A 16,844-nucleotide genomic window follows, 5' to 3' on the forward strand; every position below is an offset into this window, starting at 1 on the left:
AAAACATGGCTCAAACAACTTCTAAAAGATGGCTTGGCATCGGTCTCGTCATTGCTGCCCTAATCATTGCTTTATTTATTTGGAATAAACAAAGACAAAGTAATAACAGTGAATTGGTGATTGGTATCAGTCCCTCTTTTGCTCATCCTTTGCAAGCTGCTGTGGACGAAGCCAAGCAACAAGGTTTGAATGTCAAGCTGGTGGAATTTTCTGACTGGAATACCCCAAACATCACCTTAAATCATGGCGACATTGATGCAAACTTTTTTCAGCATCAGCCCTTTTTAGATAATGCGATTAAGGAAACTAACTTTAAATTAAAATCCTTTGCTGCTGGTGCAGCTTCACATGTCGGATTATATTCAAAAAAATATAAAAGCTTTGATGAACTTCCAAATGGTGCAAACGTTGCCATTCCCAATGATCCTGTAAATCAAGGTCGTGCCTTACTGCTTTTGCAACAAGCTCAATTAATTGAACTACAAGACAGCAATAATCATCTCTCTGCTTTAAAAGATATTACTGCCAATCCTAAAAACTTAAAATTTGTTGAAGTCGAAGGTCCGCAAACTGCCCGTGCCATTGATGATGTCGATTTAGCCTTTGGCTATCCACATTATTTACGCCTTGCGAAAACGGCTGATCCTGAAAGTGCGTTATTGTTTGATGACAATACCAATAAACGTTATGCCATTTTATTTGTGGTTCGTGATGACTATCAGGACAAAGATCATAAATTACAAAAATTTGTCGATATTTATCAAAACTCAGCAAAAGTTAAAGCGGCTCTAGATGAGGACTTCGGCTCAAAACTTTGGTTTCCTGGTTGGAAATAAGGAGAACAATGATGGTGAGTTTTGGTTCACAGGTTGATTTTTCAGTCCCACATCTGAAAATACGGGGTTTAAATAAGTTTTATGATGTTCAGGGACAACGCTTACATGCATTAAAAGAAATCAATCTAGATATTCCTACAGGTCAGGTTGTCGGTATTATTGGGAAAAGTGGTGCAGGAAAATCGTCGCTATTACGCACACTGAATGGTTTAGAGTCGATTGATACAGGCAGTATTTTAATCCATCAACACAATATCGCTGAGCTGAGTCATGCGGAACTGATCAAAACTCGCCAAAAAATTGGCATGATTTTCCAGCACTTTAACCTCATGTCAGCGAAAACCGTCTCGGAAAATGTAGCACTTCCGCTGCGTATTGCAGGTTATGAAAAAGCTGCAATTGAGCAACGTGTCAATGAAGTGCTTAGTCTGGTTGGATTACAAGATAAATTGCATGATTACCCTGCTCAACTCTCTGGTGGTCAAAAACAACGTGTTGGCATCGCACGAGCGTTGGTGTCTCATCCTGAAATCTTACTCTGCGATGAAGCTACTTCGGCACTTGATCCTGAAAGTACCGCCAATATTCTGGCCTTATTGAAGCAAATTAATCGTGATTTGGGCTTAACCATTGTCTTGATTACCCATGAAATGCAGGTCATCCAAGAAATTTGTGATCAGGTGGTGGTCATTGATCAAGGTGAAATTGTGGAATCAGGTCAAGTTTGGTCAGTATTCTCAAATCCACAGCAACAGATCACACAGGAGTTACTCAATTTAGAACAGCTCAATCTACCATTTGAATTAAGTAAAACGATTGATCAACACAGTACCCATCAAATCTTAAAGCTAAAATATGTCAGTGAATCCAAATCTGTTCCTGACCTATACGAGTTGCTTAACTTCTTTAACAGTCCAGTTCAGGTCTATCACAGCCAAATTGGCACCATTCAACAACATACCATTGGGTCATTCGTCATCGGGATTTCTAATCTTGAATTGGATGTAAAAAACATAAGCACAAAACAACATCATGCAATTACGCAACTTGAGGTGATCGGTTATGCCAAACCAACTCATTGATCTGCTCCTGACAGGCACGACAGATACCTTAGTCATGGTGGGTGTCTCTGCTATTTTCGCTTTCTTGATTGGCTTACCCATCGCTTTAGTTCTGGTCAGTACCTCTGATTTTGGTATTTATCCATCCAAAAAAATTAATCAATCCTTGGGTTGGGTGATTAATATTACCCGTTCAGTTCCCTTTCTGATTTTAATGGTGGCAATGATTCCATTGACCCGCTGGATTGTCGGAACGAGCTATGGTGTATCAGCAGCAATCGTACCTTTAACCATTGCTGCGATTCCATTTTTTGCTCGAATTGCAGAAGTGAGTCTACGCGAAGTGGATCAAGGTTTAATTGAAGCAGCACAAGCTATGGGCTGTAACCGCAAACAGATTCTTTGGCATGTGCTGCTTCCTGAAGCTTTACCCGGCATTATCGCGGGTTTTACGGTGACCATTGTCACCATGATCAGTTCCTCTGCGATTGCAGGTGCCATTGGCGCAGGTGGTCTGGGTGATATTGCTTACCGTTATGGCTATCAACGTTTTGATATGCAAGTGATGTTGGCGGTGATTTTAGTGCTGATCGTGTTAGTCATGTTGATACAAAGCACAGGCGATCATATTGCCAAACAACTGGATAAACGCAAAGTTTAGCTCCAAATTGATAATCCACGCAGGGGTCTATTGACAATTCATAAATCGTTTGCGTTGTAAACTAAAATGGAGCAGACGAGGCATGAAATGAAGAGAATAGCGAGACTATTTTCAAGTTTCATAACGAAGTCTGAGATCATTTTAGTTACAACCCATCGGGACAAGCGAGTTTTTTGCCACTGCATTGTTGTGAGTCGCGCATTGAGAATGACTGAATTTTGCACCTCACGCCTGGCATCATCTAAAAAACACGCGTTGTCGCAAACATAGACGAAATGTCAATAGACCCCAACCATGACCTGACTTTGTCATGGCTTTCATGTAAAATCAGCAACAATTTTTAAATAACACATTTGTGAGTGGTTTCATGGGTTTTAATTGCGGTATTGTTGGTCTGCCAAACGTAGGTAAATCTACATTATTTAATGCATTAACAAAGGCAGCCATTGCTGCTGAAAACTTTCCGTTCTGTACCATTGAGCCCAATACAGGCATCGTTCCTGTACCCGATCCACGCTTAGATAAACTTGCTGCAATTGTAAAACCACAACGTATTCTGCCGACAACAATGGAATTTGTTGATATTGCAGGTTTAGTTGCTGGTGCATCTAAAGGTGAAGGCCTAGGTAACCAATTCCTTGCTAATATCCGTGAAACTGATGCAATTGCACACGTTGTTCGTTGTTTTGAAGATGAAAACGTGATTCACGTGAATGGTAAAATTGACCCATTAGACGACATCGCAACGATTAATACTGAACTTGCACTTGCAGACCTTGATACTGTTGCAAAAGCGCTCTTGCGTTTAACAAAATCAGCAAAAGGTGGCGATAAAGAAGCGATTGCCACCAAAGCAGTCTTAGAAAAAATCCAACCATTACTGGATGAAGGTAAACCAGCACGTGCGGCTGACCTTTCTGATGATGAACGTAAAGCTGTTCGTGGCTTTGGTTTAATGACGCTTAAACCAACCATGTATATTGCCAACGTGGCTGAAGATGGTTTTGAGAACAATCCACATCTTGAAGCTGTACAAAAATTGGCTGCTGAAGAAAATGCGATTGTTGTACCACTTTGCAACCAGATTGAAGCTGAGATTTCATTATTAGAAGATGAAGATCGTGCTGAGTTTTTAGAAGCCATGGGTATGGAAGAACCGGGCTTAAACGTGGTGATCCGTGCAGGTTATAAGTTACTTGGCTTACAAACTTACTTTACTGCGGGTGTACAAGAAGTACGTGCATGGACAGTAAAAGTCGGTGCTACAGCTCCTCAAGCGGCTGGTGTGATTCATACTGACTTTGAAAAAGGCTTTATCCGTGCAGAATGTGTCGCATACGATGACTTCATCCAATTCAACGGTGAAAATGGCGCGAAAGAAGCAGGTAAATGGCGTTTAGAAGGTAAAACATATATCGTTCAAGACGGCGATGTACTACATTTCCGTTTTAACGTATAAATCAGTTTTCTGATTTCCAAACCGCCAATACTGACCTGTTGGCGGTTTTTTTTATGCTTAAATTGGTAATAGACTTCTTTCATAAATCCCTATTTCTCCCTGTGGAAGAAATACAAAGAGAGTGTCAATAATAATGAAAGAGGTCTAATTTAAACAACCGTTTTGGCTTTCATATCCATTTCTGCACGTTTCGTCTGTGCTTCTTGCAAAATACGCTGATGTAATGCTTTGCGGAAACCGAGTAAGAACACAAACTCAGCCAAGACAAACAGTGGTCCAATCGCTAAACCAACCAAATCATCCACAAAAGCAGGTTTTTTCTTTTCAAAATAATGCCCAACAAATTGTAATAGCCAACCGACCACAAAAATACCAATACTTGCACCTAACCAGCTCCACATTGGTAAAGCTGCGATTTTTACAGCAAATGGATAAACCAATACAAATAAAATCAGCATGAGTATGCCAAACAACTTATCGAGTGAAATATAGTAAATCGTACTTAAAACAATAAGCAGCATAGCCAACGTTACTGAAAAACCTGATATATCTATGCCAGCACGAGCAGTTAAACATAAAATAGAGAAAACAATTAAAGGAATACCCACAAAATGGGTCACAATATTATTTCGGTCTAAATGATAAGCAGCATATTGACTGAGTAGACGTTCCAAATTTGTCATTTCTCATTCCTCACAAAATTCGTTTATGCTGTTAATCTATAAGGAATAGCGCCACGAAGTTGTCATGTAGCTGACAAATGGATTTATTATTAGTAAAGGAAATATTGTGTTAGACGCAATTTACATCAAGCATTTGCAGCAAAACGCGTGGTTTAAGCATCTAGCCGAACCATTTCATAATTTTATTGTTCAACAGGGCAAACAACATACGATAGAAAAAAATGCGGCAGTGTTTAGTGCCCAAGATAACTTTGATGGGGTCTATGGCGTACTCGAAGGCTCGATCAGTTTGGGCTATATCGATGTGAATGGCAATGAAGCCATTGCTGCCATTGTAGAGCCAATCATGTGGTTTGGTGAGATTTCACTGATTGATCAACAACCGCGCTCACATGATGCAATTGCACTGAAAAAAAGTGTGGTTTTACAAATACCCGCGCAACAGTTAAATCAACTCTTGGAACAAAATCCGTATTATTGGTATTACTTTGCCCTGCTCACCAGCCAAAAACTGCGCTATGTCTTTTTAGAGCAAATCGCTATTCAGACTCAAAGTATTACTCAACGCCTCGCTCAACGTTTACTCTTTATTCTAGAGGGCTATGGCAGCCGCTCCTCCATTCTGGACTTCAACATTCATATATCGCAAGATCAGCTCGCAAATATGTTAACAGTTTCAAGGCAGACGGTGAATCAAGAGCTAAACGTATTTGAGAAGCAAGGTGTCCTTCAACTTGGCTTTAAAAAGATTGAAGTCATTGATCTAGAAAAATTGAGAAAACTCGCTTCTGTTTGCGATTTAAAAACATAAAAAGTGGCTTCCTCGCACTTTTCTATTTAGGTGATGTATTCCCCAATGCTGGATTCTCAATGGCATCGTTACATTGCGCTTTATCACGTTCATAGCTTACTTGCTTTTGTGCGGCTGCATTTGCATTATCTCTCACATCTCTTGCCCAGCTATCCAAACTGGTCAGAGCTTTGCGACAAAGTGCATACTTGCCTTCGGTAACTGAGTCAGTCATTTTGACATTGATCCGCCAATCTGTGCTGAGTTGACGCAAAGGCTTTCTGACTTTGTCTTCGATATCATCAACTTGTTTATGGTAAACAATTGGATCGATTTCATTGATCAGTTGCCAAGCTGCATTCGCATAACTGGTTGCATCATTGGTTAGTTTCGGCGCAGGTTTAATCTCAACCTTTTTTTCAGTTTCGTTGTTCGAATTACCGCATGCAGCCAATAAAAAAGTGCTACACAACATCATTACCGCTACGCGAGTATTAAGATTAGACATATCAAATCGTCAATGAAACATTTAGGCTTTATGCTAGTCAATTTAAGCATAATTCTCAATCATTGTTATTCATATTCCACCTCAGCTATGGATCAATCTCTATATGTCACAAATAAAAATTTATGCTCTTCGCCAAACTTTAGATCAGTTTAAAATCCAACTGTCTGATGCAATTCATCACGCCTTAGTTAGCAGTTTAAATTATCCTGTAGAAAAGAAATTTCAGCGTTTTATTGCATTAGAACAAGCAGATTTTATTTACCCAAATGATCGTAGTAACCACTATATGATTATTGAAATTTCGATGTTCGAAGGTCGGACAACTGAAGCAAAGAAACAACTGATTCAAACAATATTTTCCAATATTCAACAACAATGCGGTATTTCTCCTCAAGATATCGAAATCACAATTTTTGAAACACCAAAATCTCACTGGGGCATACGTGGACAAAATGCTGATGAATTGCAACTCAATTATCAAGTGAATGTCTAAATAGAAAAGTACGGCTTTAAATCATATTTTTGTCTAACAAAAAGCATATTTTTTGTGTCAATTAGCACTTAATTCAACAAAAAGTTCTGCTATGCTTAAACACAAATTACTCAGGATAGGATTATTCGCATGAGCGTCACTCTTGGAACTCCACTTCAATCTTCTGCATTTAAGGTTTTACTGTTAGGTTCTGGGGAGCTAGGGAAAGAAGTCGTAATTTCTTTACAACGCTTAGGTGTCGAAGTCCATGCTGCGGATCGTTATGATCATGCACCTGCCATGCAAGTTGCACATTTTGCTTATACCTTGAATATGGCTGATCCAACTGAGCTAAAAAAACTGATTGAAAAAATCAAACCGAATTTAATCGTTCCTGAAATTGAAGCCATTGCGACTGAAGTTTTAGTTGAAATTGAACAAAGTCAAACTGCAACTGTGATTCCTTCGGCCAAAGCGGTCAACCTCACCATGAATCGTGAAGGGATTCGTCGCTTAGCTGCCGAAGAACTGGGCCTGCCAACCTCTGCTTATCGCTTTGCAAATACCTTAGAAAGCTTCCGTGCTGCTTGTGATGATATCGGTTATCCAAATTTTGTAAAACCAGTGATGTCTTCTTCTGGTAAAGGTCAATCTCGGGTAAAAAGTTTTGATGAGGTGGATGCTGCGTGGGAATATGCCTTACAAGGTGGCCGTGTCAATCAAGGTACAGTGATCGTTGAATCACAAATTGATTTTGATTTTGAAATTACCTTGTTAACTGTCCGCGCTAAAAATCCAGAAACAGGGGAAATCGAAACTCACTTCTGTGATCCGATTGGACATCGCCAAGATGCGGGTGACTATGTCGAAAGCTGGCAGCCTCAAGCCATGACTGCTGCTGCATTGCAAGAGTCAAAACGGATTGCCAATAAAGTAACAACTGCTTTAGGCGGCTGTGGTATTTTCGGGGTAGAGCTGTTTATTAAAGGTGATAAAGTTTGGTTCAGTGAAGTCTCACCTCGCCCACACGACACAGGTTTAGTCACTTTAGCATCACAATTCCAAAGTGAATTTGAGCTTCATGCACGTGCAATCTTAGGTTTACCTGTCAACACAGCCCGTCATAGCATTGCCGCGAGTGCAGTGATTTATGCAGGCGTCGATTCAAATAATCTAAGTTTTACTGGCTTGAATCTTGCTTTATCTAATCCAAATACGGACTTACGCTTATTTGCTAAGCCTGAAGGTTTTAAACGCCGCCGTATGGGGGTTGCCACTGCTCGTGCCGAAAGCACAGATTTAGCACGTGAACTCGCACAACAAGCGGCTGACCAAGTGAGCGTAAAAACAAACGCTTAACATTTCCTTGCATTGTTACAATCACAACTCACCCTCTTTGATAAAGAGGGACTTTGATAGAAGACCATTTTCATGATCAATACTTCTCCATTGTTGAACTACGTCACCAGTCATCATGATATTCAAGCCATTAATCAATGGCGAAAAGATGTAGAGAAGCAGTTACAAGAGAGTTATGAAAATGGCCAATCTATTCGTGACGTCATTAAAGCTCGTTCTAACTCCATTGACGAAGCCCTGATATTTCTGTGGAATCATGCGGGCCTCAATCAAACTGAATTAGGTTTATTTGCTGTCGGTGGCTATGGTCGCCGTGAGATGCTGCCTTATTCAGACACTGATATTATGATTTTGTCCGACGACGAGATCAGTGAAGAACAAGAAAAATTGATTTCTACTTTCATTTCATCGTTGTGGGATGTCGGTAATTTTAAACCTGGAATCAGCGTTCGCACCATTCAAAACTGTGTAGAACAAGCAACCAATGACTTAACCGTAGCAACCACCCTGATCGAAGCACGCTTAATTACTGGGAATGAACAACTGGCGAAATGGCCACGTCGTATTGTTGCGCAAACATGGACGGATCAAACCTTCTATGATGCAAAAATGGCAGAGCAAGCCAAACGCTATGCTCAACATAACAATACTGAAAGTAATTTAGAGCCAGATATCAAAAATGCACCGGGTGGTATTCGTGATATTAATCAAATCGGTTGGATTGCAAAACGTCACTTCCGTGTCAATCGTATTTATGATCTGGTGCATTTAGGTTTTATCACTGAGTTTGAACTTGCAGTGCTAGAAGAAGCCGAAAGCTTTTTATGGGAAATTCGCAACCATTTACACCGCCTAGCAAAACGTGATGAAAACCGCTTATTGTTTGATCATCAACGTGAAATTGCTGCTAAATTTGGTTATGTTCGTGAAGAAGGTCAGTCGGTGAATTTTGGCGTTGAACAGTTTATGAAACGCTATTATCGAACCGCCCAGCAAGTTTCTACGCTAAATGAAATGTTATTGGCATATTTCAATGAGTCTGTCATTACCCCACGCCTCGCTGAATATGAACGTCAAATTATCGAAATCAATGAGCGCTTTAAAATCGTTGATGGCAAACTCGCGGTACAACATCATAAAGTTTTTTCCGAAACACCAAGTGCAATTTTAGAATTGTTCTATTTACTGGCAAATCGCCCAGAAATTACAGGCATTCGTGCTCGCACCTTACGCCTACTTGTTCTTGCAGCAAAACGAATTGATCAACGCTTCCGAGATGATCCAGAACATCAAGCGCTATTTATGTCAATTATTCGTTCGCCCTATCGTTTATACGAAACGATGGTTGCAATGAAACGTTATGGTGTTTTAGGCAATTACATTCCTGCCTTTGGACAAATTACGGGATTGATGCAATACGACCTATTCCACATTTATACGGTTGATGCACATACGTTATTGCTCCTTCGCAATTTGAGCCGTTTTAAAGAACCTGAATTCGCCAAAGACTTCCCTGTGGTGAGTTCAGTTTTCCAACGGATTTCTAGACATGATATTGTCTACTTAGCTGCAATTTTCCATGATATTGCCAAAGGCCGTGGTGGTGATCATAGTGAACTCGGTGCAATTGATGCAATTAAGTTCTGCCGTACACATGGCTTTACCGAACGTGAATGCAAACTGGTTGCATGGTTGATTAACAACCATCTCCTCATGTCCCTCACCGCACAGAAAAAAGATATTTCCGATCCTGACGAAGTAAAAGAATTTGCTGAAAAAGTCGGTGATATGGAACATTTAGATTATCTCTATACTCTGACTGTTGCAGATATCAATGCCACCAATCCAAACTTATGGAACACTTGGCGGGCCTCACTGATGCGTCAACTGTATACCTACTCACGTGATGTGGTTCGTTCTGGTTTAGGGCGTCCAGTTGATTATCAAATGCTCATTGAAGACACGAAGTTCGCTGCCAGTGAACTGCTGGTCAATGACTTTTCTTTGGCTCAAGTTGAGAAGGTCTGGCAAGAACTTGGCGATGACTATTTTGTTAAAGAATCAGCAAACGAAATTGCATGGCATACGCAAGCAATTCTACAACATGGCGATAATCCTGAGCCTCTAGTTCTTTTACGTGCGCATCGTAATGCGGCTGAAGATGCGGTTCAACTCTTTATTTATACACGAGATCAGCCCAACCTGTTTGCAACCACGGTTGCGGTATTAGACCGAATGAATCTTGACGTTCAAGATGCTAAAATTATCACCGCGAGTACCGCATTTAGTTTAGATACTTATTTAGTTTTGGATCGCTTTGGTACTTTACTTACAGATCCTGAACGTGAACACAAAGTGAAAACCGCTTTGGTTGAAGCATTGAATCATTCAGATCAATATCCTGGCATCATGCAACGCCGTATTCCGCGTCATTTACGTCATTTCGATATACAGAATACCGTTGATATTGTGCTTAACCCCACCTTACAACAGCATATGGTAGAAATATCGACGCTTGACCAGCCGGGTTTACTGGCGCGTATTGGTGGATTGTTCATGCTGCAAGGTTTAGACATCCATTCTGCTAAAATCGCAACATTGGGCGAACGTGCCGAAGATATTTTCTTTGTCACCAAGAAAAATGGTGTATTACTAACGGATGAAGAGGTTACCGCTTTTTCAGAAATGCTCAAAGCAGCTTTGGATGAAGCATCAAATCAAATTTGTAATCCATCTTAATTTTAATTTCAATCAATAATTGGGCGTATACAATACGCCCCTACATTTGGTAACTGTTTAAATGAACTCAAGCTTGTCATTATTGCATCCCTATCCTTTTGAAAAGTTAACGCAACTTTTTAAAGATGTGCAACCTGCCAATTTACCTTTGATTCCTCTTTCAATTGGTGAACCTAAACACCCTGCTCCTGAGTTTGTTAAACAAGCTATTATTGATAATTTTGCCCATTTATCGACTTATCCAAACAGTAAGGGCTTACCTGAACTGCGCCAAAGTATTGCACAATGGCTAACTCGTCGTTTTAAATTGAATCAAATCAGTGCAGAAGATCATATCTTGCCAGTTTCAGGCACACGTGAAGGGATCTTCTCTTTTGTTCAAGCGTTGATTAAACGCGAAGAAGCACCTTATATCGTGATGCCAAATCCGTTTTATCAAATTTATGAAGGTGCAGCGTTACTCTCTGGTGCTCAACCTTATTTTATCAATTGCACCGAAGAAAATGGCTATTTAGGCGATTTTGACGCTGTACCCGCTGAAGTGTGGGAAAAAACGGCCCTGTTATTTGTCTGCACACCAGGCAATCCCACAGGTGCAGTACTCTCTAAAGAACAGTTTAAAAAGTTGATTGCTCTTTCAGATCAATACGATTTTGTAATTGCATCTGATGAATGTTATTCAGAACTTTGGTTTGATCAAGCACCAATTGGTCTGTTAGAAGTTTGTGCTGAAATGGGACGTGATGACTATAAGAACTGTATCGTGTTCCACTCACTCTCGAAACGTTCCAACTTACCCGGTATGCGCTCTGGATTTGTTGCAGGTGATGCAGCATTATTAAAACCGTATTTGCAATACCGCACCTATCATGGTGCTGCGATGCCAGTACAGAATCAATTGGCTTCAATTGCAGCATGGAATGATGAAGCACATGTTGAAGAAAATCGTCAACAATACCGTGCTAAGTTTGATTTATTCCAATCTGAATTGGGTCATTTATTGCCATTAAAAAAACCAGATGCAGGTTTCTATTACTGGTTAAAAGTGGATAACGATGAAACTTTTGCCAAAATACTTATGGAAAAAGCACATATCAAAGTTTTACCGGGTCGTTACTTATCTCGTGACACCGAACAAGGTAATCCGGGTGAAGGTCATGTCCGAATGGCACTGGTTGCTGATTTAGCACAGTGTGAAGAAGTGGTTAAACGACTCAAAGCAATTTTATAAATAAAAAGTCCCCGAATATTCGGGGACTTTTTCTAGGTAACTCGATTAGAAATCAAAACTGGCACTCAACATAAATGTACGTGGCAGACCTGCAACGACATAACCATTATTGGTATTTGCTGTACTATTGATATTGTCAGATAAACCAACAGAAGACCAATAATCTTTATTGAACACATTATTGACCTTTAAGTTGAAAGTCGTTGGTGTTTGTCCAAGCTGAGTTTTATAGTTTGCACCAATATCTAAAGTAGTCCAATCATTTACTTCTAGCTTGTTATCCAAACTTGCATAAGTCGAACCTGTATAGGTCAATTGCGCATTTAATGATACATCTTGAGGAATTGGCAATGCCCATTCAGCACCCAAATTTGCTTGAAACTTCGGTACACCAACTACATTATTGCCATCATATAATGTAGAACCTGTATTTTTTTGCTTTGCATGTAACCACGATGCACCACCCAATACGGTAATCGAATCAGTTAGCTTTCCATAGGTGTTAAGTTCGACCCCACGGTGTACATATTCACCAGCATCGCTAAATACGCCATCTTGTAAAATGCCACGTTGTTTATTGATATCAAATAAACTTACGCTTGCACCTAAAAGATCATTTTCATATTTAGCGCCAATTTCTTTTTGCTTCGCAACAAAAGGTTTCAGTGTGGTTGTCACATCTACCGTGGTATTACTCAAACCTTTCGCCAATGATTCGATATAGTTTGCATAAATCGAAAACTCTGGTGAAAGTTTATAAGTTACACCTAAAGCAGGTGTCCATTTAGCTTCACTATAAGTTGGATTGATTTTGCTTCCATCAGTCTGATAGTTATACGTTTCCTGCATGATCTTTTGATAACGCGCACCGAGCATTACAATCAACTTATCATCAAGTGCAGAAATATTATCTCCAATTGCAATACTTCTTAAACGAGTACGTGTCCCTAGCTTAGGATCATTTACGCGCTCTGGATTACCAATCGTTAATTCAGGTGCATCCGTATAATTCGGATCAAAGATATTGGTTAAGTTGCTGTCACTCATCGCCCAACCATTACGAGTATTTTGCTGGAATGCAGAACCTGAAAGCACAAGATTATGTTGTATAGAGCCTGTCTCTAATTTACCACGAACGCCAATTTCTCCCGTATTTACCATATCTACTCGACCATTATCGAAGCGGGAATACTTCGCTTCTCCATTGGTGATATTGGTTAAAGTTGGATTTGCAAGGCTGTTTTGTTCTTTTCCATGACGAAAGCCGTAAGCTGCATAAGCGGTGATCGCATCATTTAAATCATATTCTGCACGATAGCTACCAAACACATCTTCTTCATTGGAATAGGTCCATTTTTGTACGTAATTCTTGCTTGCCTTAATCGCAGCAGGCACTTCTGTTAAACCTGCAAGAGAAATATTGGCACGTGTTGCAGTTAAACGATTATTGCTATAACCCATATCCCCCGATAAACGTAAACGATCACCACGATAATCTAACCCAATAGAAGCTAAGCCCAATGAGTTCTTCTCATCATTAACACTGGTATTGCCACCATGATAGGCTGTGTTTAAACGCACACCAAACTCTTGGTCTTCACCAAAACGACGAGATACATCACTCGCAATCTGACCACCATTAAAATCAGTACCTACCGTCACACGATTTAATGGTTCATTGCCTGCACGTTTTGGTAACAGATTAATTGCTCCACCGATCCCGCCATTTCCAGGCATCGCACCATTTAAAAAAGATGAAGCGCCTTTGAGCACTTCTATCCGCTCAAATAACTCTGTTGGAATATATTGACGCGGTAAAATTGAATACAAACCATTATAAGCCGTATCATCCGAACCTAAATTAAAACCTCGGATATAATAAGATTCCTGAAAATTTCCAAAACCTCGCCCAACACGAACACTTGGATCAGCCTTTAGTACATCCCCCACACTTTTGGCTTGCTTGGACTGAATATATTCATTGGTATAGCTAGTAAGATTAAACGGCGTATCTAAGTTTTTTTGATTGCCAAATATCCCCACCCGTCCGCCACTGGCCACTTGACCACCAGCGAAAGACTCCATTAAACCATCTGCTGAAGCATCAGCACTCGCAGTAATACTGATCGTACCCAATTTCACTACCGCATTTGCTTGCTGACTCTCCCCTGTTTCATTTGCAAAAACAGTCGTCACGTTCAGTGAAGCACATGCCATCATCAATACTAATGGTTTAAGTTTTCTAGCCATGATCTCTATCAGCCAACTTTTAAAAACCGAATAATAAATGAGAATTAATACGTTTTGCACTACTTTTTATCAAGCTATTCCATATCAATTCATTCAAAAACTTGATGAAGTAAGTTTAATTAAAATTAACATTATGAATTCAATCAACATAAATATTAAACAATAAAACATAGCCAAAATATTTAATTTGAATCAAATCTGCCCAACAACCAGCATTAACGCGATCAGCACCATCAGTCCACCCGAAACACGACTAACAACGCGTACAGCAACAGGACGTGTTCTTAACAGTTTTTTTGCAGCCATCCCGACCAAGACATAGACCACAGCACAACTGAGTAAATGAATCATACCCAGTAAAATAATTTGTGTTGTTGGTGAAAACGCCATTTTCGGATGGATAAATGGAGGCAATAAAGCAAAAAATAGCAGTAGAACTTTAGGGTTTAATCCACTAATTCCCACTCCTTTAATCAACCATGATCTTGCCGAGTCAAGAGATAAAGTCTGGTTACTGTCATTTGAGATTGTGGCTGGGTGCATGAACAGATTTGCTCCCATCCATAATAAATAACAAGCCCCTACTATCGTCATAGTGCTTAGCAAAATTGGATAATGATGGACTAATGTCCCCACACCAGCGGCAACGCATAAAATAGCAAGAAGGTGGCCCAGTATGAGACCTGTAACAGCAGTGATTAAAAACTCACCTTTTATCCCTGCAAGAATGGCATAAGCCCAATCTGCGCCAGGCGTTAACACAAATAAGATCGAAACACACCAGAAGGCAAAAATAATATTCATTTCCATATTCAACACCTAATTCACAGCCGCCCAACAATTTTCAAGCACTTTCTGTTTTTCACCATTTGGTGAAGATAGGTTTGAGAGAATATGCTTTAATGGTTAAAATGTTATTCTAAATACTTCTACAAATTCAAAATTTAAAGGTAGATTCTTCCAAATGGATCGTATTGATAAGAAAATTATTGCTGAACTACAAGTAAATGGGCGATTATCCATCACAGAATTAGCTGAAAGAGTCGGCTTGAGCTTATCTCCTTGTCATCGTCGAGTAAAAGCCTTAGAAGAAACTGGCGTGATTAAAGGCTACCATGCGGATCTTGAAGCTTCACAAATTGGATTTAATTTCTCCGCCATTATTTTTGTGACTTTAAAAGATGGAGATAAACGCGCTTTATCAAGTTTTGAAGAAAAAGTCAGTGAGATTGCCAACGTCATTCAAGCCCAACGCTTGTTTGGTAATCCTGATTATTTATTACATGTTGTCACTAAAGATCTAGCGAGCTTCCAAAAACTTTATGATGATGGCCTTTCAGCATTGCCAAATGTGCAACGTCTCACCTCAACGATTGTCATGAAAAACGTTGTTTCTAATCGATTATTTCCGCTATAGAAGTCGCGGTTGAAAATATTTTACTTGAATTAATAATCTATAGACCGAATGAAATACATCCGTCTAAATCGATTTAAAAGCTATAGAGATATCGCTATTTATTCATTTTTTCATCCGTCAATTTACTATTGACCATCTGTTGAAATCTTGGTCTATACTTAGCCATCAATATTTGGTGAACGATGGAAAGATGGCTTCGCAAACTCCCCAGAAAATAAATAAAAAAGTTTGGCTCCTTTTAGCAATTATTATCGTACTTGTGATTATTTTAATCGCCATACGACAAATTGGAGCGGCTAAAAAGTCAACGGATACAGACCAAAACAAAGCAGAGACAATTGAGCAAAAAGCCGCCCTTACCGTTACCGTGGTTCAACCTTTACAGCAAAACTGGAAACAAACCTTTACTGCAAATGGTAACGTTGCTGCTTGGCAAGAAGTCGTGATTGGCAGTGAATTGTCAGGTCAACGTCTCACTCGAGTAAATGTTAATGTCGGCGATGAGGTTAGACGTGGTCAGGTTTTAGCAGAAATTAATAGCGATACCATTCGGGCTGATTTAGCTGCTGCAAAAGCCAGTTATGCTGAAGCCCAGGCCGTACTTAGCGATGCCACGACCAATCATAAACGTATTCAACAACTCAAAAATACTGGGGCAATTTCTGCTCAGGAATCCACCCAATATCAAACCTCTCAAGCCACTGCACAAGCTCGACTGGATGCCGCTAAAGCACAAATTCAAACGCATCAATTGCGTTTAGCGCAGACCCAAGTCATTGCACCTGACAATGGTGTTATTTCTACACGAAGTGCCACAGTCGGCTCCTTAGCACAAACAGGACAAGAGTTATTTCGTCTCATTCGTGATCACCGCCTAGAATGGCGTGCAGAAGTGACCATGACTGATCTATATAAATTAAAGCAAGGGATGACTGCTCGTATCTTTTCACCCGACCCAACTCAACCTGCAATATTGGGCAAAATCAGAATGATTGCGCCTGTGATTGACCCACAAACACGTTATGGTTTGGTCTATGTTGATTTACCAACAACCCAAGCCGTTCGTATGGGGATGTTTGTCAAAGGTGAATTTGATTTGGGTGAAAAATCCGCACTCACCATTCCACAAACAGCATTGTTATTACGTGATGGCTTTGCTTATGTTTTTATCGTTGATAATAACAACCGTGTGACACAACAAAAAGTGACCATCGGACGCCGTTTAGATAATCGTGTAGAAATCTTAGGTTTAGCAGCCAACCTAAAAGTCGTTTCTTCTGGTACTGGTTTCTTAACTGACGGGGATTTAGTGCATATTGCCAAGGAAATTCCTGATACTCCCCTGAGCAAACAACTTGTGACTACACAGGAGCATTAA

15 protein-coding genes are annotated in these 16,844 nt (G+C 40.0%); 11 read left to right on the forward strand and 4 right to left on the reverse strand.

The window, feature by feature from the left end:
• Positions 1-5 precede the first annotated feature (5 nt).
• From MMP72_RS01830 to ychF, 4 genes are all read left to right on the forward strand, one after another.
• Positions 6-836, forward strand: coding sequence for a MetQ/NlpA family ABC transporter substrate-binding protein (locus MMP72_RS01830; protein ID WP_241313959.1), 831 nt, complete (start codon positions 6-8; stop codon positions 834-836).
• Positions 837-847: 11 nt separating this feature from the next.
• Positions 848-1,918 carry a methionine ABC transporter ATP-binding protein gene (locus MMP72_RS01835; RefSeq protein WP_241314026.1) on the forward strand — a complete coding sequence of 357 codons (1,071 nt, stop codon included), beginning with the start codon at positions 848-850 and terminating at the stop codon, positions 1,916-1,918.
• A complete protein-coding gene (locus MMP72_RS01840) occupies positions 1,899-2,558 on the forward strand; it encodes a methionine ABC transporter permease (protein ID WP_241313960.1) in 660 nt (219 codons plus the stop codon). Before MMP72_RS01835 ends, MMP72_RS01840 begins: the two co-directional genes overlap by 20 nt.
• Positions 2,559-2,925: 367 nt before the next feature.
• On the forward strand, positions 2,926-4,017 hold the full coding sequence (gene ychF / locus MMP72_RS01845; protein WP_241313961.1) for a redox-regulated ATPase YchF: 1,092 nt from the start codon (positions 2,926-2,928) through the stop codon (positions 4,015-4,017).
• 149 nt (positions 4,018-4,166) lie between these two features.
• Here the strand turns inward: ychF and MMP72_RS01850 are convergent, their stop codons facing one another.
• Complete coding sequence (locus MMP72_RS01850) at positions 4,167-4,700, reverse strand: Mpo1-like protein (RefSeq protein WP_241313962.1); 534 nt, start codon at positions 4,698-4,700, stop codon at positions 4,167-4,169.
• A gap of 106 nt (positions 4,701-4,806) precedes the next feature.
• On the opposite strand from MMP72_RS01850, the gene MMP72_RS01855 reads away from it, so the two are divergent.
• Complete coding sequence (locus MMP72_RS01855) at positions 4,807-5,511, forward strand: Crp/Fnr family transcriptional regulator (RefSeq protein WP_241313963.1); 705 nt, start codon at positions 4,807-4,809, stop codon at positions 5,509-5,511.
• A 22-nt stretch (positions 5,512-5,533) separates the two neighbouring features.
• Here MMP72_RS01855 and MMP72_RS01860 read toward each other — a convergent pair whose 3' ends face one another.
• Positions 5,534-5,998: a hypothetical protein gene (locus MMP72_RS01860; RefSeq protein WP_241313964.1), complete on the reverse strand. Its 465-nt coding sequence runs from the start codon at positions 5,996-5,998 to the stop codon at positions 5,534-5,536.
• Between the two features lie 103 nt (positions 5,999-6,101).
• Between MMP72_RS01860 and MMP72_RS01865 the strand changes: the two genes are divergently transcribed.
• From MMP72_RS01865 to dapC, 4 genes are all read left to right on the forward strand, one after another.
• Entirely contained in the window at positions 6,102-6,491 is a 390-nt protein-coding gene (locus MMP72_RS01865; protein WP_241313965.1) for a tautomerase family protein, read from the forward strand.
• Positions 6,492-6,611: 120 nt separating this feature from the next.
• On the forward strand, positions 6,612-7,829 hold the full coding sequence (gene purT, locus MMP72_RS01870) for a formate-dependent phosphoribosylglycinamide formyltransferase (RefSeq protein ID WP_241314028.1): 1,218 nt from the start codon (positions 6,612-6,614) through the stop codon (positions 7,827-7,829).
• 72 nt (positions 7,830-7,901) lie between these two features.
• On the forward strand, positions 7,902-10,568 hold the full coding sequence (gene glnD, locus MMP72_RS01875) for a [protein-PII] uridylyltransferase (protein ID WP_241313966.1): 2,667 nt from the start codon (positions 7,902-7,904) through the stop codon (positions 10,566-10,568).
• A 61-nt stretch (positions 10,569-10,629) separates the two neighbouring features.
• Positions 10,630-11,799, forward strand: coding sequence for a succinyldiaminopimelate transaminase (dapC, locus tag MMP72_RS01880; protein WP_241313968.1), 1,170 nt, complete (start codon positions 10,630-10,632; stop codon positions 11,797-11,799).
• A gap of 45 nt (positions 11,800-11,844) precedes the next feature.
• Here the strand turns inward: dapC and MMP72_RS01885 are convergent, their stop codons facing one another.
• On the reverse strand, positions 11,845-14,049 hold the full coding sequence (locus MMP72_RS01885) for a TonB-dependent receptor (protein WP_241313970.1): 2,205 nt from the start codon (positions 14,047-14,049) through the stop codon (positions 11,845-11,847).
• A 192-nt stretch (positions 14,050-14,241) separates the two neighbouring features.
• The gene (locus tag MMP72_RS01890) at positions 14,242-14,859 is read right to left on the reverse strand and encodes a LysE family translocator (RefSeq protein WP_241313972.1); all 618 of its coding nucleotides are present in this window, start codon (positions 14,857-14,859) and stop codon (positions 14,242-14,244) included.
• 154 nt (positions 14,860-15,013) lie between these two features.
• On the opposite strand from MMP72_RS01890, the gene MMP72_RS01895 reads away from it, so the two are divergent.
• The gene (locus tag MMP72_RS01895) at positions 15,014-15,466 is read left to right on the forward strand and encodes an Lrp/AsnC family transcriptional regulator (RefSeq protein WP_241313974.1); all 453 of its coding nucleotides are present in this window, start codon (positions 15,014-15,016) and stop codon (positions 15,464-15,466) included.
• Between the two features lie 190 nt (positions 15,467-15,656).
• Positions 15,657-16,844 carry an efflux RND transporter periplasmic adaptor subunit gene (locus MMP72_RS01900; RefSeq protein ID WP_241313976.1) on the forward strand — a complete coding sequence of 396 codons (1,188 nt, stop codon included), beginning with the start codon at positions 15,657-15,659 and terminating at the stop codon, positions 16,842-16,844.

This window comes from Acinetobacter sp. NIPH 2699 (genome assembly GCF_022549355.1).
Taxonomy (GTDB): Bacteria; Pseudomonadota; Gammaproteobacteria; order Pseudomonadales; family Moraxellaceae; genus Acinetobacter.